Genomic DNA, 18,221 nt, shown 5'->3' with positions numbered 1-18,221 from the left:
AACTTAATAATTCCATGAAGTTTGAGTGGGATGAAAATAAAGCGGCAATAAATCTTTTAAAACATCAGGTTTCGTTTGAAGAAGCCAAAACTGTTTTCGACGATCCGCTTTATGTTGACTTCTACGACCCAGACCACTCTGATGATGAGGAGCGTTACCTTATTATTGGAGAATCAAGTCGGGGACGCTTACTAATCATGTCGTATACAGAGAGAGGAAATTTGATTCGTCTCATTAGTGCAAGAGAAGTAACGCGATTTGAACGAGAAGCATATAAAGAAGGGTAAGCCAGAAATGGAAGACGATCTGCGATCAGAGTATGACTTAAAAAGTCTAAGGGTGAGAAAGTTCGGCCCTGAACGAAAGAGCTTTGGTAAGACAACAATTCGTTTAGAACCTGATGTTGCACAGGTTTTTCCCGATGCTGATGCCGTCAATGAGGCTTTAAGATTTCTGATTAGAGTTGTGCAAGACAACCAAGTTTCTGCACTTATAAAGCAGCCTCACAGTTCCTTGGAGGGGACGGATAAAAGCCCCTAGTGCTGAGTTAGAGGTTACTTAGCAGATCCCAAACTGAAAATATCAAATTGGATAATGGCAAATGTTCGTCTAGAAGAAATTAAACGTAGATTTAATAACGTCACTGCTATCGAGGATATTACCTTTGAAATTCCTGATGGCGAATTTTGGGTTTTAGTCGGGCCATCGGGTTGTGGTAAGTCTACAATTTTGCGAACGATCGCTGGTTTAGAAACTGCCACATCTGGCAAACTCTTTATTGGCGATCGCTTGGTGAATAATATCCCAGCCAGACAACGGGATGTGGCGATGGTATTCCAAAACTACGCTCTCTATCCTCACATGAGTGTGGCGCAAAACATCGGCTTTGGCTTGCAGATGCGGAAGGTTGACCGGAAAATCATTCAAGAACGGGTGATGAATGTGGCGCGATCGCTTTCTCTTGATCACCTGCTGGATCGTAAACCCAAACAACTTTCTGGGGGACAGCAACAACGGGTAGCATTAGGGAGAGCGATCGCTCGTGAACCACAAGTGTTTTTACTTGATGAACCTTTATCTAATTTAGATGCCCAATTGCGCGATGATACAAGGGCAGAATTGAAACAGTTACATCAAGAATTAGGCATTACAACAATCTACGTCACCCATGATCAAGTTGAAGCGATGACTTTGGCTGATAAAATTGTCGTCCTAAATCGAGGGCGGATTCAACAAATCGGCGATCCCCAAACTATTTATGCAAATCCTGCTAATCAGATGGTGGCAAGTTTTTTAGGCAGTCCGCCAATGAATATTTTACCTGCAATCTACCAAAATAACGGTTTTGATGTGAGTGGACAAGTATTAACGATTCCAGCAGATGTGAAAGAAAAATTACATTTGCGTGAGGGACACAGTTATAATTTGGGGATTCGTCCAGAGCATATTTTTATTAGCGAACCGCCAAGTCGCCAAGAACGCCAAGAAGGAAATGAGAGTCAGCTGATTGTAGAAGTTAAAGTGGTGGAACCTTTGGGAAGGGAAACTTTGATTCGTGCTGGTTTACCTGGTTCGGCGGTGGTGTTGAATATTCAGGTGGGTGGGGATGTGCGTCCGCGTCCAGGCGATCGCCTTTCTCTACAACTCGATTTAAATCAATTGTTTGTATTTGATCCCAAAACTGGGGACAGAATATTATAAATAGTTTTTTAAGCTGCCAAAAATAATCACCAATTCCCAATTTTTTGTAGCCAAAATCTAAGAAAATAAAAACTGCAATACAGACTTAATCGATTAGCTGCAAAAACTTATATGACTATTAATCGACGCCATTTCTTGTTTTTAGTCACAGCAGGTGCAGGTGCTTTTGCATTAGATGCTTGTGCATTGGCAGAGAAATCTTCTGAAGGAAACACTGCAATATCAAAGACAACACCAAATACAACACCAAATGTAACACTAAATACAACAGGGGCTATCCAAGTACCGCCTTTACCTTACGCTTACGAAGCACTGGAACCACACATCGATGCCAAAACGATGCAGTTTCACCACGATAAACACCACGCAACTTATGTGAAAAATCTGAATGCAGCGTTAGCCAAACATCCAGAACTTAAAGGTAAAAGTGTTGAAGAACTGTTGCAGAAACTTGACAAAGTACCACAAGATATTCGCAAAACAGTACGCAATAATGGCGGTGGTCATCTAAACCACTCAATGTTCTGGAAAATTATGAAGCCAAAAGGTGGAGGAGAACCAACGGGAAATATAGCCTCTGCTATTAAGCAAAATTTTGGCTCTTTTGCAGCTTTCAAAAAACAATTTAACGAAGCTGGTGCTGGTCGTTTTGGTAGTGGTTGGGTTTGGCTAGTACGTAACAAAGCTGGCAAGTTGGAAGTGACAACTACAGCTAATCAAGATAGTCCCTTAAGTGAAGGTAAATATCCCATCCTGGGTAATGACGTATGGGAACACGCATATTATCTCAATTACCAGAATCGCCGCGCCGATTATTTAGATGCTTGGTGGAATGTGGTTAATTGGGATGAGATTAACAATCGGTTCGCAGCAGCAAGTAAATTTGCTTGAGGCGAGACGATAATTTAGATTTATAAACACTTAAAAATTGGCAACAGAAATAACATTATGTTGCCAGTTTTTTGATGTGATACCAAATGTGGCGTGAAAACTTTCCTCACCACGTAAGTGTCCTCCTCTGCGTTTCTGGCTGAGATTAAAAAATAGCTTCGTTCAACCCTTGCAGTTATTTTTTTATAGACAATGGGGAACACGTGGCGATATTCCCGTTTCCGGCGATTATAATTTCTCTATTGGGAGTGACTTCGCAGTATGGCGATCGAGTAATGGCACTTAGTATATTCTTAGAAATTAGGGTTAATATTTTGTCTGGTTAATTTCCTCCAAACAATATCTTTACTAACCCTGCTCTGACAAAGTTTGATATTTGCTCATTTCCCCCTTGCGGGGAGGAATCATTAGACCTCTTGCAAAAATCCTTGAATCACCCCTCCCCAACCCTCACGCCACTTGCTTCAAGTCGGCAGAGCCGCCCAACGCAGTGGCTCCCCTTCATAAGGGGAGGGGGCAAGATTTAAAGTTTCCCCCCAATATATCGGGGGGATTAAGGGGGGTCTATTCGACTTATGCAAGAGGTCTATTTTGTGTGGCTAATTCATCCTTTCACTCAGCAACGCCCTTTTTATCGCAGTGCCCACTCAAAGCGGTTTTTGAGAAGGTACACCTACAGCACGGGGAAAATTAGCTGGTGTGTTTGCTACCTTACGCACATAAAGGCAATGACGGATGCTATCACTTAGAGGAGTGGTAAATTTTTCAATTAATTCAATCACCCCACCTAGCTGGTTAACAGCATTTTGCAAAACTGTGGTTTCTTCCTCTGTCCAATTACCACGATAAATTACGGCTAAACCACTTTGTTTGAGTAATGGTAAGGCATATTCTGCACAAACAGAAGCTGTACCAACAGCGCGGATTAGGGCAATATCGTAAGCTTGTCGGTGCTGGGGTTGCTGACCGATTTCTTCAGTCCTACCAACGAGAGTTTTGGCATTGGTCAGGGCAAGTTCAGTTAATATTTTTTCGATGAAAGTAATTTTTTTCTGGGTTGAATCCATTAGAGTAATTTGGCAATTAGGCGCAGTAATTATCACTGGAATACCTGGAAAACCCGCACCCGTGCCAATATCAATTACAAACGCACCTTCTTGAAGAGACGGGATAAATTGCCCCTGTGGCGCAATTCCTCGCAGAGAATCCCACACATGTTTTTCCCAAAACTCTTGGGGGTCAGTGATTCGAGTTAAATTTAGTTGGCGGTTACCTTCTAGGATTAACTCATAAAGCCTTTGGAATTGGGCTTGCTGTTGGGCTGTTGGTTGCCAATTGAGAGTTTGCTGCCAGATTTCTGCCATCTCAGGCAATAAGTAAGTCATTAGTTAGGAATTATTTTCTTTATCTACTTATCTACCCATCTCCATGATCTCCCTTATTTGTATCATTTTCCCTGCTTTTCTTTTATCCTGCTGGTAGGGGTTCTTTTACTTTGCCTTCCAGTGTCTTTGGGTCTACTGATTGTAGTTCACCGTGGTTGAGTGTCCAGCAACGATCTGCGATCGCTAACAAATCCCCAGCATCGTGTGTCACTACTAACAGTGTCCAATCTTGTTTCAGTTTCGCCAATAAATTTACTAGTTGCCGACGCATTGACCAATCTAACCCAGCTGTGGGTTCATCCAATAACAGTAAATTTGGCTGGCGAATCAATTGGACTGCCAAAGCTAAACGCCGTTGCTGACCACCGCTTAAGGCATGAGGGGCAGCGGAAAGCGATAAATGCTCTAATCCCACCTCACTCAGCGCCTGTCTAACTCGTTCTGACCCTAACTCAGGATGTCCTAAACGCAATTCTTCTAAAATTGAACCACCGCAAAAGTGCCGCTCTGGAAACTGAAATACCAACCCAGCCAATTGTTGTAGCTGTTCGGCTATAAGTTCTTGTTCCCGCCAGAAGAGTGCGCCAGTAGTAGGTTCGGCTAGTCCCGACAAAATTTCTAGTAAGGTACTTTTTCCCGAACCACTCGGGCCAATAATCAGACCTAACTGCTGGGGTGCTAATTCCAAGTTGATCGATTTGAGAATCGCTGTTGGGCACGCTGTCGGGTGATAAATTAGATTTCGGAGATAGAGCATTTGTTAAAATTACCAAAAAGTCAGCAAATTACTGATTAGCTACACTGAGAGCATCTGGAAAATTCTGGAAAAACTTCTAGCGCATTACCCGGATTAACACCTTAATTTAGCAGCAAGAATAATCCACTTTTTCTCCATTGTGGCAGACTCACCCTTAAACAATGGCTACAACAAGCCTGGGAACATGGAAAAATTACCAAAGTCAACCTTTATATAAAAAAATTTTGGTTGAAGCAGAGGCAAGTTAAAACTGACCATTTTTTGCATTCTAAGTAACACATACAACTATTTCAACCGCAATTCTTCTGAGGGTTAAAATGACTAAAAGGTTTTCTTCGCCTCGATTAGTAGTGTTTGCTAGACTCACTACCTTTGCTCAGACTGCTTTTGGCGCTGCGTTCGCACTTAATCTCTGGGTAAATCCCTCCGTGGCTGGCGATCCATTTCGCAATCGCGAACCTCATCAAATTGGCGATCAAACAGAAGCAGCTTTTAAAGCGATTTTCCAACAGGGCAACTATCCAGCAGCAGAGCGTTATCTGCAACAAGCACTATCAAAAGAGCCAAATGAACCTCTAGCTTATGCGATGAATGCATCTTTAGCATACGGAAATAAGGATTGGGCTAAACTAAACACTTACAGTCAGAAAACTTTAGAAACCGGACAAAAACTCATTGCTAGCGATCCATTGCGTGGTAATTTATATACTGCTGTTGGTTATTTTTTAGAGGGTGCAGTAGTTATCACCCGTGAGGGTACAGTCAACGGTGTGCCGCAAGCCTTTAGTCGGTTACGGCAAGTTTATGAATATTTAGACAAAGCTGAAGCAATTTCTGCCAATGATCCAGAACTGAGTTTAATCAAGGGTTATATGGATTTACTGTTGGCGGTTAATTTACCTTTTGCTAGCCCAGATCAGGCAATTGGACGGTTAGAACAAAATGCAGCTCCTCAGTATCTCGTGGATCGGGGTATTGCTCTTGCTTACCGAGATTTAAAACGGTATCCCCAAGCCTTAGAGTATGTCAACCGGGCGATCAAAACTACATCCGATAATCCAGAAATTTATTATCTCAAAGCCCAAATCTTGAAACAACTGGGGCAAAAAGAAAAAAGCCAGCAGATGATCCAGGAAGCGATCGCTAATTTTGACAAAGCATTGACTAAAAAATCTCAACTCCCAAGCGATTTAGTCAAACAAATTGAGCGTGAACGCAGTAGGACTGTTAGCCTGAATAATCCTGGGTAATTGGGCATTGGGTGCAAAGGAGAAAATTTTTCCTCTATTCCCTATTGTTTACTTTGATATGCTTATTTCCAGAAGAGTAGTTGAGATATTAGACCAAAATGGAGATTCAGTTCCGCGAAATTAATCCTTTTGATATGTGGATTTGGCTGAAATTCAGCACAAATCCTTCTGGGCGGGAAAAGCAATATGTAGAAGAAGTTTTTAACTCCTGGTTTTATCTAGGTAAATTGGGTGCATTTAATGCCGAGAATCTCCAGGTGCAGGACACTGGACTTGATATTAGCTACATGAATTATGATGAACAAGGGTATGAAAAAAGCCTGCTCGCACTGATGCACAACATCGGTGAGTTTGAATATCAGGGTCAATGGGGACGTTGTTGGTTTGATTTAGGAACCAGTGATGCGATCGCTCTGGATATCTTAATCAACGCCCTCACACAGCTAAGTGAGGAATATGTCACCCTTGAAGAATTATACATTGGTGGCGAAAATTCAGATTGGCCGGTTGAGGATAGCGAAAGTCGTCCTCAGTCTATTTACGATAATTAGTGACAAAAATGAATAAAGCAGGCGAAATTCGGGTAATAGCTTTGGGGCTAATTCGGGATGGCGAACGCATATTTCTTTCTGAAGGCTACGATCCCGTAAAGCAAGAAACATTTTATCGGGCTTTGGGCGGTGGGGTTGAATTTGCCGAAACCAGCCGCGACGCGCTACAACGGGAGTTTAAAGAAGAAATTCAAGCAGACTTAACGAATATTAATTATTTAGGTTGTATAGAGAACCTGTTTACATTTAATGGTAGGCAAGGTCATGAAATTATTCAGCTTTATCAATGTGACTTTGCTGATTCAAAATTCTATCAACTGGAAAGTTTAGTTTTCTCAGAATCAATAAATCATAAACATAGGGCGTTATGGATAGATATCTCTCGCTTGAAATCTGGGGAATTCAAATTAGTACCTGAGGTATTTTTTGAATATTTATAAATCATCTGGAAATTTCCATATTCGATAAATTAAGCTTTTTGGCGATTTTTGCGTAAGTCTTATGAGAGTGTCAATTGGGTCTCAAATCGTTAGATAATTCTACAATACCCGTAGACCCATCAATCCTTACCCGTTGACCATCTTGCAGGAGCCATGTAGCACCTCGAACATCCATCACAGCGGGAATCCCATATTCACGAGCAACGATCGCACCGTGAGAAAGTCGTCCCCCAACTTCGGCAATTAATCCTCCAGCCCTTAATAAAAAAGGTGCCCAGCCGGAATCTGTGTAAGGCACTACCAGAATCGTATCTCGGTCAATCTCCGGCACGTCTTGTAAATTTCGCAACACCTTCACCCTACCTTCAGCTTGGCCTTGACTAGCTCCAATACCTTGTAAGATTTGGTCAGAGTAGAGTGCAGAGGGAGCTAAGGGGTGAGGAGGTGTATTGCCATAGACTAAAAGGGGTACTTGAATGATCTCGCTATCTTGGACGAATTGCGATCGCCTCAATTCCACTAATTCATCCAACTGCTCAATTAACCTGGAATCTTCATCCACAACTAGACGTCGCACTTCATCAAAGTCTAGAAAAAAGATATCTCCTGTTTTCTTAAGTAAGCCTGACTTTAACCAAATCTTCTCCAAAGCTACAAAACTCCAACGCAATTCAGCCAAAATCCGTGAATAAACTTCGGTAACTCGTCCTTTGATATCTACACGCCGTTGTATAAAAGAGCGTTTGCGTTTACTAGCAAAAATGCTATTAATTGCGTCTTTAGCGCCTGATTGTGGTTCGTTACCCTGCATTAACTGCACAAACATCTGCTTAATCATCTGGGGACTTTCCCGCCAAGTGGGAACGGAAATATCAGTTCCCACTTCACTTAAATAGCCATAATCCTGAAGCAATTCGTCAAATTCTTGCAGGATCTTCTCTCCCTCTGGAGTTTGCTTTAACTGCTCAAATACTTGCTGTGGCTCAAACTCAAGCAATATCTGCTTGGCATCTGTAGCTATTGCACTCAGCGATCGCAATGCCGCTACCTCTGGGGTAACGCTGTTATCAATTTGCCCATCCTTCACCCGAAAAATCGCCTGCCGCAGGGCAGCACTTAAGGGAGCTAAAATACTGTAATACGTCCCTTGGCGCAGCAATTCCAGAATTAAGTCAATTCTTATTAGCAGCTTGGATGGTTTTAAGTTATCTATATCTTCCTGCGCCAACTGCGACAACCCAGGAATAAACCGTTTTTGATAATCCCGCTTGAAGTCCTTTTCTAAATTTAATTCCCGCTTTAGCAACTTCCCTAGTCCGGGCAAATTTTCCCAAGTTGACTCCCAAGACGGTTTACTGAATTTAGCTCCTCTGGTTAAAAATTCCAAACTTTCTGACGGCAGTCCCATGCGGAGAAAAATATCTCCTAAGAGGGATGCATTAAAGTAGGCTCTGGAATAATGCAGAGTTGCTGTTTGGGTGAAATCTAACCCCAAGGCGCGTTCGGCTTTGCGGTTGGCGTTGGCGAAGCCTCTGGAAGAAAAGCTATTGCTTAAAACTAAAGTAAAAAGTTCTCCCCAAACTCCACAAGTTAATGGACGATTAATTGACCATGTTAAAGGGTGAATTACTCCGGGAATCACTTCAGCAGCGATTTTACGTGTCCAGATGGGTAGGAGAGTGGTGATCGGTCGAGATTGCAATACCCAGAGTGTTTGACCGTCGTAACTCCACTCTATATCTTGAGGAGTGCCATGATAACGTTTTTCGAGTCGGTAAGCTAAGTATGCAACTTGCTTGATTAATGCTTGTGGGACTCGTCCTTGTCCCTCTAATTGTACAGAAGAGGAATTTTCTGTCTCAAGGACAAAAGCGCGATATTGTTCAGGTGTGACTTTTCCCGAAACGACTTGCGTCGCGCTTCCTGGAAGGGCTTCAATGATAATCGCATCACCTTGCTGAGTAATGGGATCGCGGCTAAAAGCTACGCCAGAATATATACTTTGAACTTGTTGTTGAATCAGCACTGCCATTGCTGTGTCATTCAAGCCGCGATCGCGCCGATATTGAATAGCAGATGGCTGATTGTAAGAAGCTTGAACTTGAGCGATCGCTGACTGCAATGCCTGGGGGCTGGTAACATTTAAAACTGTTTCATACTGCCCAGCAGCGGAAGCCTGTTCTGAATCTTCCCCAATCGCAGAAGAACGCACCACCAAGGGAGATAATTCTGATGGCTGGAGAAATTCTGTCAACAGTTGAGGATCGTCAATCGGGGCGAGTATCCACCCCTTTGGGACTGGATAGCCCCAGCGCTTAATTTGAGATAATGTAGCCGCCTTTTCTCCGACTATTGCAGCATCCAACTCTTCATCTAGAGAAATCATCACGCGATCGCCGCGTAAAAATTCCAACATTGCAAGAGATTCTGTTTGTGCCTCTTGGGCTGGCAGGTTTAGATCATCAGGAATTTTTGTATAAATCCAGCCCATTAAACCAGCTAAGGCGACAGCAGCAAGCATTCTGGGGATATCGCTAATGTGCAAAAGTGCCACAAACAGAGGAAACAGAAGCAAAACCCCAAATTTGACTACCCGTCTCGATTGCAGAATTGTAAAGCTAATGATTGCAAAGAAAGATACAAATATTGCCACCAGTGGATCATGTACGACAAATCCCCAAACTACATTTGTCGTACCTGCGCCTCTACCTACCCAGTATCTACCTATTACCAGAGCGATCAGGGCAATCAATTCCCAATGCGATCCCTCTGGGAAGAAAACGCGGGTGAGTAAGACTGCTGCAACTCCTTTAAAAGCTTCTGACAAGACTGCCAGAATTCCTACAAACTTACCGCCGTGATAAAAGGCAGCTGATACACTAATGTTTCCTGTACCAACTTGTGATAATTGCTTGTGCGTAAGCGCGTAAGTGATCCATCCAATCAGGGGTAATCCGCCCAAGAGGGGGCAGGCAATTAAAATAACTAAGATACCCCAAGGTTCAAACATTCTGGATTTTGGATTTTAGATTTAAATTTTCCATCTAAAACCTCAAATCTCAAATCTAAAGTTTTTCTGAAATTTTTGATGGTTAATAGGGCGTTTTTATTTACTAGTTACTTAACGGACACTTGGCTAGGACGGAAACCGTTTAAGACAAGTGTCCTTCTAGACTACTAATGGTTTTAGTTTAGCGCATAGGCAGCTTGCAGCGCCCAGATTATCAGAGCAGCGATCGATCCCAGAAGCAACACGGTAGAGATAGTGACTACTTTTGGGGAATCTGCACCCTCAAATTTCATTATTCCTCGATTTAAGTCGGACACAGCTTTGTAATCCTCTTTTGTTGGGGCATGAGATATTTGTCCGTTTTGATTGTAGTCCTTCTATTTGCGGATGATGTTAAATTCCTAATATTATTTTGTTTAAGCTTGACAATTTTTCCATCACCATAATTACTTATTTCTTTAGAGATATTAGTCTTATTTTTACAATGATCGGGTATGGGGCATAGAGCATGGGGAACAAGCAGAGGGCAAAGCTGAAAATATTAAGGATTTTGTAATTAAATTACAACAAGAAGCAGGAAAGCAGAGGGGAAGGATAAAAATACTAAGGATTTTGTAATTAAATTACAACAAGAAGCAGAAAAGCAGAGTGGAAGGCTGAAAATGCTAAGGATTTTGTAACTAAATTACAATATGTACTAAAATCAAGGACTTGAGTCACAAAGAGAGCAATCATGGCATCCATCCGCGAGTTGCACGAACAGCTGGTTAAAAAAGAACGTTCTGCCGTTGAAATTACCCAAGAAGCTTTAGAGCGCATTCAAGCCTTAGAGCCAAAATTGCACAGCTTTTTATGTGTCACCGCAGAACGGGCATTAGAGCAGGCGGGTGCTGTGGATGCCAAAATTGCTGCGGGAGACGAAATTGGGCTGCTAGCAGGAATTCCGGTTGGAATCAAGGACAATTTATGTACTAAGGGAATTCCTACCACCTGCGCCTCCCGGATTTTGGAAAATTTCGTGCCGCCTTACGAATCAACGGTGACGCAAAAATTGGCAGATGCTGGGGCAGTAATGGTTGGCAAAACCAACTTGGATGAGTTTGCGATGGGTAGTTCTACAGAAAATTCTGCCTATCAAGTCACGGCTAATCCTTGGGATTTGTCACGGGTTCCGGGCGGTTCTTCCGGGGGTTCCGCTGCTGCGGTATCGTCGCAAGAATGTGTGGTTGCTCTCGGTTCTGATACTGGCGGTTCGATTCGGCAACCCGCATCTTTTTGCGGTGTGGTGGGCATGAAACCAACTTATGGTTTGGTTTCCCGTTATGGTTTGGTGGCTTACGCTTCGTCTTTGGATCAAATTGGGCCATTTGCAAACACAGTGGAAGATGCCGCAATATTATTAGGTGCGATCGCAGGTCATGATCCCAAAGACTCTACCAGCCTCAAAGTTGCCATTCCCAACTACGCCGCCAGCTTTATACCAGATTTAAAACCCAGAGGTCAGCTAAAAATCGGTATCATTAAAGAAACTTTTGGTGAAGGATTGGACTCTGTAGTAGAACAAGCTATTACCAAAGCAGTAGATCAACTACAAAGTTTGGGAGCAGAGATTCATATAGTTTCCTGTCCCCGCTTTCGCTATGGCTTACCCACATACTACATTATTGCCCCATCAGAAGCCTCAGCAAACCTGGCTCGTTACGATGGCGTTAAATATGGTTACCGCGCTCCTGATGTAGATAATCTGCTATCGATGTATACTCGTACCCGTGCTACTGGTTTTGGTACAGAAGTTAAACGCCGGATTATGATCGGCACTTATGCCCTTTCGGCTGGCTATTACGACGCCTACTACATAAAAGCGCAAAAAGTCCGCACTCTGATTAAACAAGACTTTGAAAAGGCTTTTGGCATGGTTGATGTGTTAGTCTGTCCTACATCTCCCACTACAGCATTCAAGGCAGGGGAAAAAACTACTGACCCCTTAAGTATGTATTTAACTGACTTGATGACTATTCCTGTGAATCTTGCTGGTTTACCTAGTTTAAGTTTGCCATGTGGTTTTGATGATCAGGGGCTACCGATAGGATTACAGTTAATTGGCAATGTGCTGCGAGAAGACCAACTGTTTCAGGTCGCTTACGCTTATGAGCAATCCACTACTTGGCATCTGCGTAAACCGCAAATATCTTGAAAATTGTCATTAGGCATTGGTTATTTTCCCCCTGCTTCCCCTGCTTTTTTGGTCATTTATCAGCCTGATTACTGTTCACTGACTAGTGACCATTGACTGTTGACCATTGACTTCTGGAGTCATGGATTCAGATGTAATTTGTGATGGATTAAGTGTATATAAAAGACCAGCAGATGCAGCTACTAATAATATAATGTAAGTAACAACAAGAGGGATGTATGTATTTAGTTTGTTGTCTGAATCCTTATGATCATTATTGAAGTCTTGGCAGACTACATTGCTTATAAGAGTATGTGATAAAGCATTTCCATCCAGTCCTAAAGCATCTCCATAGCGACGGATGAATCCTTGAACAAAAATAGGCTCAGGCAATTCTTCAAATCGTTCTTCTTCTAAAGCCTGCAAAATACCTGCTCGAATCAGTGTTTGAGCGGCTATTTCTTCTATGCGGATGGATTTTTCTTGTCTTACTTGTCGCAAGTGTGTGGTTATTTCCTTTAGCTGCTCTACTTGAGCTTGGTTTAAGAGCGTCACAGTCTTCTCCTGTATGGGCTAATTCTACTATTCATATAAAGACTTAAATTGACATACGTATTTTTACTGAATAATTGATATTAGATAATTTTTTTTATAATGGTTGGAGCCTAGAGTTGAAAATACTAAAGCTGCTCATGCTAAGTAATATTTCTGTTAAAATACGTACTTTATAATTAAAAGATTAGGGCATGAAAGTTAATAAACTACAATTTTTAATACAAGTATTTTCCCAATTGCTACTCTGGGCTGGGATAATTGCAGCGATCGCCTACTGTGCCATCTGTATATTTCTTTTTATTGGGCAACCTCGGTTCATTTTCTTTCCCTCTGCTGTGATTGAAAAGACACCAGAGTTTTTTAATCTTGCTTACGAAGAGGTTTGGTTACCTATACCAGTTAAAACAGCCAAGGTAGAACACATTCACGGTTGGTGGATAGAAGCCAAGCAACCCAATGCTAAGGTATTACTATACTTACACGGTAACGGTATCAATATTGGCGCAAACATAGCTCATACTAATCGGTTTCATCAGCTAGGGTTTTCAGTATTGCTGATTGATTATCGGGGTTATGGTCGCAGTGAGGGTATGTTTCCCAACGAAAAGCGGGTTTATGAAGATGCAGTCACAGCTTGGAATTACTTGGTGCAGCAAGAAAAGATTCCACCCAGCCAAATTTTTCTTTATGGACATTCTCTAGGGGGTGCAATAGCGATCGACTTAGCAGTGAAACACCCCCAAGCCGCTGGTTTAATCGTGGAAAGCTCTTTTACATCCATCCGCGATTTAATAACTTATCGAAACATGTTTTGGATGTTTCCTGTGGATTTAATCTTGACACAGCGGTTTAATTCCATTAAAAAATTGCCAAAGTTAAAAATGCCAGTTTTATTCATTCATGGCGCTGGTGATTCGACTGTACCCTCTTTCATGAGCCAAAAACTGTATGCTGTTGCTCCCGAACCAAAGCAACTATTGTTGGTTCCAGGAGCAGATCATAACGACACAGCAGTAGTTGCCGGTTCGCAATATTTGCAATCGGTAGAGTCTTTTGTGCAACAAGTGCAAGCTAGTAGCTATTTGAATTCCTGAGCATTCATCAGATTCAACTAGCTTTGCGTTGGTGCAACCCACCACAGACATCGCTTGTGGTGTTGGTACAATTGCTTACTTCAAAAATCTTCATCAAAATTCTATTCCGATATATCGCGATATATTCCGATATATCGTATATTAGAGAAAGTTGATGTGAGATTCATTTATGTTTAGACGCTTTCGGTCACGTTTTGACGCACCTGCATGGGCAGGAGTTAGCGAAGATGATTCATTGCTTGTTAGGTCTTGGTTTGGGCATGGCAAGCATCATGGTAGAGATCATGGCAAACACTTCGGCAATGAAATGTTTGGTCGTGGTTGGGGAGATGAATATCGAACTCGTCGGGGTGACATCAAGTTCATGCTGCTGGAATTGTTATCTGAGCATCCTAGTCATGGTTACGATCTGATCAAAGATGCAGAAACTCGTTACGGTGGTTTTCGTCGCCTCAGTCCTGGCTCAGTGTATCCAACACTCCAATTACTGGAGGAAGGTGGTTATCTCAAGAGCGCACAGGAAGGTGGCAAGCGGATTTACACGATTACGGGTGAGGGTAGACAATTATTGGCAGAACGTGCCCAACAAGAAACTTCAGACTCTCCTTGGGATACCTTCAAAAGTTTTGTGACAGGTAAGCCTCAAGAGTTTATTGAGTTGCGGAATGCCGCAACAGAATTAGCTGCTGCTGTGGTACAGGTTGCTCGCAGTGGCAATATGGAACGAATAAATCGGGTGCGTGAGCTTTTAGAGCAAGTTAAACGGGAAATTTACGCGATTCTTGCTGAGAAATAAGTTGGGAGTTGGGAGTGAGGAGTCAGAATATATACAGATAGACCTAACCCCCAGCCCCTTCCCTGCAAGGGAAGGGGAGCAAGATTCAAAGCCTTTGACGCCACATGCAAGGCTCGTCGGCAAAGCCACCCAACGCAGTGGCTCCTCCTTTTAGGAGCTACGGTGTATACACAAGTCTGAAATAGTTTACTCACCTGGTTTTTCGCGTCAGTTTTACCCCACCCTAACCCTCCCCGATGTATTGGGGAGGGAATTAGATTCTTGTTTCCCCCCTTTCTAAGGGGGGATTAAGGGGGGTAATTTGACTTGTGTATACACGGTAGCCTTTTAGGAGAGAGGAATGTAAGTAAGGTTAGAGTGTATTGTATACAAACGATCGCTATAAGGTTTTGTTAACTAATGAAGCGATCGCACTTAAATTTGGCTCAATGAGTGAATTCAGGAATGTCCACAACTGCAAATCAGTAAAATCTGGTATTGCCATAAATGCGCCGACTTCCTGCAATAGTTGCGGATCATGGGTGGAGGCGATGCCAATAGTGCGGATACCTGCGCTCACCGCCGCCCAAATTCCAGAGGGAGAATCTTCTAAGGCGATCGCTTCTTCTGCTGTAATCCCCAACTTACTCAGGGCAACTTGGTAGGGCGCAGGGTCGGGTTTACCTGCAATACAATCATCCGCTAAAACAATTGTATGGAAAGCTTCTTTGATTCCCAAAACTTCTAGCATAAATTCTGCATTTAATCTAGGGGCATTAGTTACTAATGCACGTTTTAACTGATGTGTATCTGTCCATGCTAGTAGTTCAGAAAATCCACTTAGCGGTTTGAGATCCGGGGCGAGTTTGCGGAAAAGCGCCTCTTTTTCGTCTGCAAATTTTTGCCCTTCTGCTACTGATAATTGTGGCAGAATGTCTTTGACAATTTCTGGATTTAGCCGCCCACTAATTTGGGATTTATAAAATATTTCGTCAATTTCAATGCTGTAATTTAACAGCATTTCCTGCCAAGCTCGGTAGTGTATGGGGTCAGTGTTGACAATAGTGCCGTCTAGGTCAAATAGAATTGCAGCCAGCATGATTTTTTGGTAAAATGTAAATAATTGTTAACTTAATTTAAATAGTTTACATTGTTTCTTTGTCTTTATACAGCGCAAAAAGTCATAAATTAATCTGCTAAATCCTAAAATCTATAGTGGATTGAGCATGTAAGGGCACACAGGTAGAGCCTTTAAAGTTGTCGTATAATTGATAACCTTCTGTGTAAGCAAATGTTAGCCGCTACAAACTCTTTTCGCGTTGATGATTTACTAGTACAGATTTACAACTCTGAAGTCGAAATGGCCCAAGAGGTTGCAGAAATCGCGCAAAAGCATTTACAGCAAGTTCTTACACAACAGGATACAGCTGCTGTATTGTTAGCAACAGGTAACTCTCAACTCAAATTTCTTGATGCTTTAATTGCATTGGGTGGTGTAGATTGGTCACGAATTATTCTGTTCCATCTAGATGAATATTTGGGAATTACTGCTGACCATTCCGCCAGTTTCCGGCGCTATCTGCGAGAACGTGTAGAGAAGCTGGTTATTCCTAAAAGATTTCACTATATAGAAGGTGATACATTGCAACCAGTGGCAGAGTGCGATCGCTACACTAAACTACTGCAAGCACAACCAATTGACTTATGCTGTCTTGGTGTTGGCGAAAATGGACATTTGGCTTTTAACGATCCAGCAGTAGCAAATTTTCAAGATCCTTACAGTGTGAAACTAGTGAAACTGGATATAGTGAACCGTCAGCAACAAGTAAGCACAGGTCACTTTCCGAATCTAGAAACTGTCCCACAATATGCTTTTACTGTCACCATCTCGACAATTTGTTCAGCTAAAAAAATTATCTGTCTGGCTCCAGAAAAACGTAAAGCGAATGTGGTAAAAGAGATGTTACAAGGAGCTATAAATACGGATTGTCCGGCTTCTATTCTCCGTCAACAACCTCAAGCAACGTTATTTTTAGACGTAAATTCTGCTAGTTTGCTGTCGTGAGGGAGTAGGAAGTGAAGCGGGTGAGAAGTCAGCAAATTTACCCCAATGTTGTTATACTTCTTGAGTAAGTAAGTGGGCGTGAATAATTAAAAGTTTGTAGTAATGGGCTGGAGCCGCTTACTATGAGCCAAGGTATCGAATGCTGCCATCAACAGAAAGTGCATCCCCCTCCTACCAGCAATCCAAAAAAACCCCAAGACCTTTTCTTAGTATGCGGACTCCAAAGTTTAGGGCAACATTGTGTTGCAGTCCTAAAGGAGTACGATGTTAAAGTCAGCGCCATTGACGATGTGCAGCGCGAACATTGGGAAGTCCTGGCGATACCCTAAATGGGTTGCTTCTATCTGAAATAGCCTATGGCTACAGTGTTGTGCCGATTCTCTACCAGAAATATCGGCGAGACAATTATTCTTTAATGCCCTGGTATGATGTTAAGCTTTATGCTGGCGATCGCTTGATTGTTTTAGCCACAAGCAGTAGTTTGCAGCGAATTGAATGGGGTGAAATGCTGCCTCGCCAATGGAGCGTGCAGATTGAAAAAGCTCTGACTACAAATGCTATTATGTATGGCGCTGAAGAAATAGTCTTGATTACGGGATGTAGTTCCACTACTGCTATGCAATGGATGAATAATTTGCCTCTAGTGTTGCCAATATCACTTTATAAACATCAAGCTCAACGTCTTGTGCGCGAGTTAACAAAAGTACAAGTTTTGGCAAATGTAATCTTCATCGGGCAAGGTAGTTGCTCGACTTGAACGAACTAGTGTGTGATTGAAGGGGCACAATACATTGATATTGTGCCCCTACGCGTGTGGTCTAACCGCTGTAATAGCCTAAAGTTTAAAGTTTACACAAACGCCGATTGTACGTCTTTTACAGTGTGGTGAATACTATTTAGAACGAGGAGAACCTGTTACTTCATCAGGATCGCTATAAGCCCGGATTTTATCACGATTACGAGGCAGAAAACCAAATAAACCGGCTAGACCAAGTAAACCTAGCCAACCCCAATCAAAACCGCGATCGCTAGTTGGTTGAGAAGTCGTGATGGCTGTATTCCTATTAGTACCTGTAGTGTCAGTGCCTGTACCACTACCTGTTGTGCCACTGCCTGTAGTGTCAGTGCCTGTTGTACCACTGCCTGTAGTGTCAGTGCCTGTACCACTACCTGTTGTGCCATTGCCTGTAGTGTCAGTGCCTGTACCACTACCTGTTGTGCCAGTGCTTGTGCCACCACCTGTTACACCTGCAGCTGTACCGCTACCTGTTGTACCAGCGCCTGTACTGCTACCTGTTGTACCTGTACCAGTGCCTGTACCTGTAGTGCCAGTGCCTGTACCTGTAGTTCCAGTGCCAGTGCCAGTGCCTGTACCTGTAGTTCCAGTGCCAGTGCCTGTACCTGTAGTTCCAGTGCCAGTGCCTGTACCTGTAGTTCCAGTGCCAGTGCCTGTACCACTACCTGTTGTACCTGTACCGCTACCTGTAGTTCCAGTGCCAGTGCCTGTACCACTACCTGTTGTACCTGTACCGCTACCTGTAGTTCCAGTGCCAGTGCCTGTACCACTACCTGTT

General features: G+C 42.7%; 19 protein-coding genes. 13 read left to right on the top strand and 6 right to left on the bottom strand.

What is annotated here, in order from left to right:
* Positions 1-14 precede the first annotated feature (14 nt).
* From V7K35_RS13565 to V7K35_RS13550, 4 genes are all read left to right on the top strand, one after another.
* Positions 15-287: a BrnT family toxin gene (locus tag V7K35_RS13565; protein WP_335079735.1), complete on the top strand. Its 273-nt coding sequence runs from the start codon at positions 15-17 to the stop codon at positions 285-287.
* Positions 259-540: a hypothetical protein gene (locus V7K35_RS13560; protein WP_335079733.1), complete on the top strand. Its 282-nt coding sequence runs from the start codon at positions 259-261 to the stop codon at positions 538-540. Before V7K35_RS13565 ends, V7K35_RS13560 begins: the two co-directional genes overlap by 29 nt.
* 54 nt (positions 541-594) lie before the next feature.
* The gene (locus V7K35_RS13555; RefSeq protein WP_335079731.1) at positions 595-1,701 is read left to right on the top strand and encodes an ABC transporter ATP-binding protein; all 1,107 of its coding nucleotides are present in this window, start codon (positions 595-597) and stop codon (positions 1,699-1,701) included.
* 111 nt (positions 1,702-1,812) lie between these two features.
* Positions 1,813-2,592 carry a superoxide dismutase gene (locus V7K35_RS13550; protein ID WP_334795723.1) on the top strand — a complete coding sequence of 260 codons (780 nt, stop codon included), beginning with the start codon at positions 1,813-1,815 and terminating at the stop codon, positions 2,590-2,592.
* A 647-nt stretch (positions 2,593-3,239) separates the two neighbouring features.
* On the opposite strand, the gene rsmG is transcribed toward V7K35_RS13550, so the two are convergent.
* Entirely contained in the window at positions 3,240-3,977 is a 738-nt protein-coding gene (gene rsmG / locus V7K35_RS13545) for a 16S rRNA (guanine(527)-N(7))-methyltransferase RsmG (protein ID WP_335079729.1), read from the bottom strand.
* A gap of 82 nt (positions 3,978-4,059) precedes the next feature.
* Complete coding sequence (locus V7K35_RS13540) at positions 4,060-4,734, bottom strand: ABC transporter ATP-binding protein (RefSeq protein ID WP_334795720.1); 675 nt, start codon at positions 4,732-4,734, stop codon at positions 4,060-4,062.
* 317 nt (positions 4,735-5,051) lie between these two features.
* Between V7K35_RS13540 and V7K35_RS13535 the strand changes: the two genes are divergently transcribed.
* From V7K35_RS13535 to V7K35_RS13525, 3 genes are all read left to right on the top strand, one after another.
* Positions 5,052-5,984, top strand: a complete 933-nt coding sequence (locus V7K35_RS13535; RefSeq protein ID WP_335079727.1) for a Sll0314/Alr1548 family TPR repeat-containing protein — start codon at positions 5,052-5,054, stop codon at positions 5,982-5,984.
* Positions 5,985-6,082: 98 nt separating this feature from the next.
* On the top strand, positions 6,083-6,535 hold the full coding sequence (locus tag V7K35_RS13530) for a DUF3531 family protein (protein ID WP_334795716.1): 453 nt from the start codon (positions 6,083-6,085) through the stop codon (positions 6,533-6,535).
* Positions 6,536-6,543: 8 nt separating this feature from the next.
* Positions 6,544-6,975, top strand: a complete 432-nt coding sequence (locus V7K35_RS13525; protein ID WP_335079725.1) for an NUDIX hydrolase — start codon at positions 6,544-6,546, stop codon at positions 6,973-6,975.
* A gap of 70 nt (positions 6,976-7,045) precedes the next feature.
* Here V7K35_RS13525 and V7K35_RS13520 read toward each other — a convergent pair whose 3' ends face one another.
* On the bottom strand, positions 7,046-9,985 hold the full coding sequence (locus tag V7K35_RS13520; protein WP_335079723.1) for a glycerol-3-phosphate acyltransferase: 2,940 nt from the start codon (positions 9,983-9,985) through the stop codon (positions 7,046-7,048).
* 733 nt (positions 9,986-10,718) lie between these two features.
* Between V7K35_RS13520 and gatA the strand changes: the two genes are divergently transcribed.
* Positions 10,719-12,179: an Asp-tRNA(Asn)/Glu-tRNA(Gln) amidotransferase subunit GatA gene (gatA, locus tag V7K35_RS13515; protein WP_335079721.1), complete on the top strand. Its 1,461-nt coding sequence runs from the start codon at positions 10,719-10,721 to the stop codon at positions 12,177-12,179.
* A gap of 75 nt (positions 12,180-12,254) precedes the next feature.
* Here the strand turns inward: gatA and V7K35_RS13510 are convergent, their stop codons facing one another.
* The gene (locus V7K35_RS13510) at positions 12,255-12,713 is read right to left on the bottom strand and encodes a helix-turn-helix domain-containing protein (protein WP_335079719.1); all 459 of its coding nucleotides are present in this window, start codon (positions 12,711-12,713) and stop codon (positions 12,255-12,257) included.
* A 191-nt stretch (positions 12,714-12,904) separates the two neighbouring features.
* On the opposite strand from V7K35_RS13510, the gene V7K35_RS13505 reads away from it, so the two are divergent.
* Together V7K35_RS13505 and V7K35_RS13500 are read left to right on the top strand one after the other, a co-directional pair.
* A complete protein-coding gene (locus tag V7K35_RS13505; RefSeq protein WP_335079717.1) occupies positions 12,905-13,807 on the top strand; it encodes an alpha/beta hydrolase in 903 nt (300 codons plus the stop codon).
* Between the two features lie 169 nt (positions 13,808-13,976).
* Positions 13,977-14,603: a PadR family transcriptional regulator gene (locus V7K35_RS13500; RefSeq protein WP_335079715.1), complete on the top strand. Its 627-nt coding sequence runs from the start codon at positions 13,977-13,979 to the stop codon at positions 14,601-14,603.
* A 379-nt stretch (positions 14,604-14,982) separates the two neighbouring features.
* On the opposite strand, the gene V7K35_RS13495 is transcribed toward V7K35_RS13500, so the two are convergent.
* The gene (locus tag V7K35_RS13495; protein WP_335079713.1) at positions 14,983-15,681 is read right to left on the bottom strand and encodes an HAD family hydrolase; all 699 of its coding nucleotides are present in this window, start codon (positions 15,679-15,681) and stop codon (positions 14,983-14,985) included.
* A gap of 192 nt (positions 15,682-15,873) precedes the next feature.
* Between V7K35_RS13495 and V7K35_RS13490 the strand changes: the two genes are divergently transcribed.
* The 3 genes from V7K35_RS13490 to V7K35_RS13480 all read left to right on the top strand — a co-directional run bounded on the left by V7K35_RS13490 (position 15,874) and on the right by V7K35_RS13480 (position 17,404).
* Entirely contained in the window at positions 15,874-16,647 is a 774-nt protein-coding gene (locus V7K35_RS13490; protein ID WP_335079710.1) for a glucosamine-6-phosphate deaminase, read from the top strand.
* A 122-nt stretch (positions 16,648-16,769) separates the two neighbouring features.
* The gene (locus V7K35_RS13485) at positions 16,770-16,976 is read left to right on the top strand and encodes a hypothetical protein (RefSeq protein WP_335079708.1); all 207 of its coding nucleotides are present in this window, start codon (positions 16,770-16,772) and stop codon (positions 16,974-16,976) included.
* Complete coding sequence (locus tag V7K35_RS13480; RefSeq protein ID WP_335079706.1) at positions 16,952-17,404, top strand: TrkA C-terminal domain-containing protein; 453 nt, start codon at positions 16,952-16,954, stop codon at positions 17,402-17,404. Before V7K35_RS13485 ends, V7K35_RS13480 begins: the two co-directional genes overlap by 25 nt.
* Positions 17,405-17,539: 135 nt before the next feature.
* On the opposite strand, the gene V7K35_RS13475 is transcribed toward V7K35_RS13480, so the two are convergent.
* Positions 17,540-18,221, bottom strand: a 682-nt coding sequence (locus V7K35_RS13475) for a WGxxGxxG-CTERM domain-containing protein (protein WP_335079704.1), incomplete at its 5' end; no start/stop codon positions are given.

The organism is Nostoc sp., assembly GCF_036917275.1.
Lineage (GTDB): Bacteria > Cyanobacteriota > Cyanobacteriia > Cyanobacteriales > Nostocaceae > Nostoc.
Note: the sequence above shows the minus strand (reverse complement) of the source record. Positions and strands in the feature narration are given on the sequence as shown.

What these genes read in the sequence shown, in the direction of transcription:
- V7K35_RS13505 (WP_335079717.1), top strand. Translation starts at nt 12,905, where the DNA reads ATGAAAGTTAATAAACTACAATTTTTAATACAAGTATTTTCCCAATTG.
- V7K35_RS13495 (WP_335079713.1), bottom strand. Translation starts at nt 15,681, where the DNA reads ATGCTGGCTGCAATTCTATTTGACCTAGACGGCACTATTGTCAACACT.
- gatA (WP_335079721.1), top strand. Translation starts at nt 10,719, where the DNA reads ATGGCATCCATCCGCGAGTTGCACGAACAGCTGGTTAAAAAAGAACGT.
- V7K35_RS13500 (WP_335079715.1), top strand. Translation starts at nt 13,977, where the DNA reads ATGTTTAGACGCTTTCGGTCACGTTTTGACGCACCTGCATGGGCAGGA.
- V7K35_RS13485 (WP_335079708.1), top strand. Translation starts at nt 16,770, where the DNA reads ATGAGCCAAGGTATCGAATGCTGCCATCAACAGAAAGTGCATCCCCCT.
- V7K35_RS13520 (WP_335079723.1), bottom strand. Translation starts at nt 9,985, where the DNA reads ATGTTTGAACCTTGGGGTATCTTAGTTATTTTAATTGCCTGCCCCCTC.
- V7K35_RS13530 (WP_334795716.1), top strand. Translation starts at nt 6,083, where the DNA reads ATGGAGATTCAGTTCCGCGAAATTAATCCTTTTGATATGTGGATTTGG.
- V7K35_RS13525 (WP_335079725.1), top strand. Translation starts at nt 6,544, where the DNA reads ATGAATAAAGCAGGCGAAATTCGGGTAATAGCTTTGGGGCTAATTCGG.
- V7K35_RS13540 (WP_334795720.1), bottom strand. Translation starts at nt 4,734, where the DNA reads ATGCTCTATCTCCGAAATCTAATTTATCACCCGACAGCGTGCCCAACA.
- V7K35_RS13565 (WP_335079735.1), top strand. Translation starts at nt 15, where the DNA reads ATGAAGTTTGAGTGGGATGAAAATAAAGCGGCAATAAATCTTTTAAAA.
- V7K35_RS13555 (WP_335079731.1), top strand. Translation starts at nt 595, where the DNA reads ATGGCAAATGTTCGTCTAGAAGAAATTAAACGTAGATTTAATAACGTC.
- V7K35_RS13535 (WP_335079727.1), top strand. Translation starts at nt 5,052, where the DNA reads ATGACTAAAAGGTTTTCTTCGCCTCGATTAGTAGTGTTTGCTAGACTC.
- rsmG (WP_335079729.1), bottom strand. Translation starts at nt 3,977, where the DNA reads ATGACTTACTTATTGCCTGAGATGGCAGAAATCTGGCAGCAAACTCTC.
- V7K35_RS13490 (WP_335079710.1), top strand. Translation starts at nt 15,874, where the DNA reads ATGTTAGCCGCTACAAACTCTTTTCGCGTTGATGATTTACTAGTACAG.
- V7K35_RS13550 (WP_334795723.1), top strand. Translation starts at nt 1,813, where the DNA reads ATGACTATTAATCGACGCCATTTCTTGTTTTTAGTCACAGCAGGTGCA.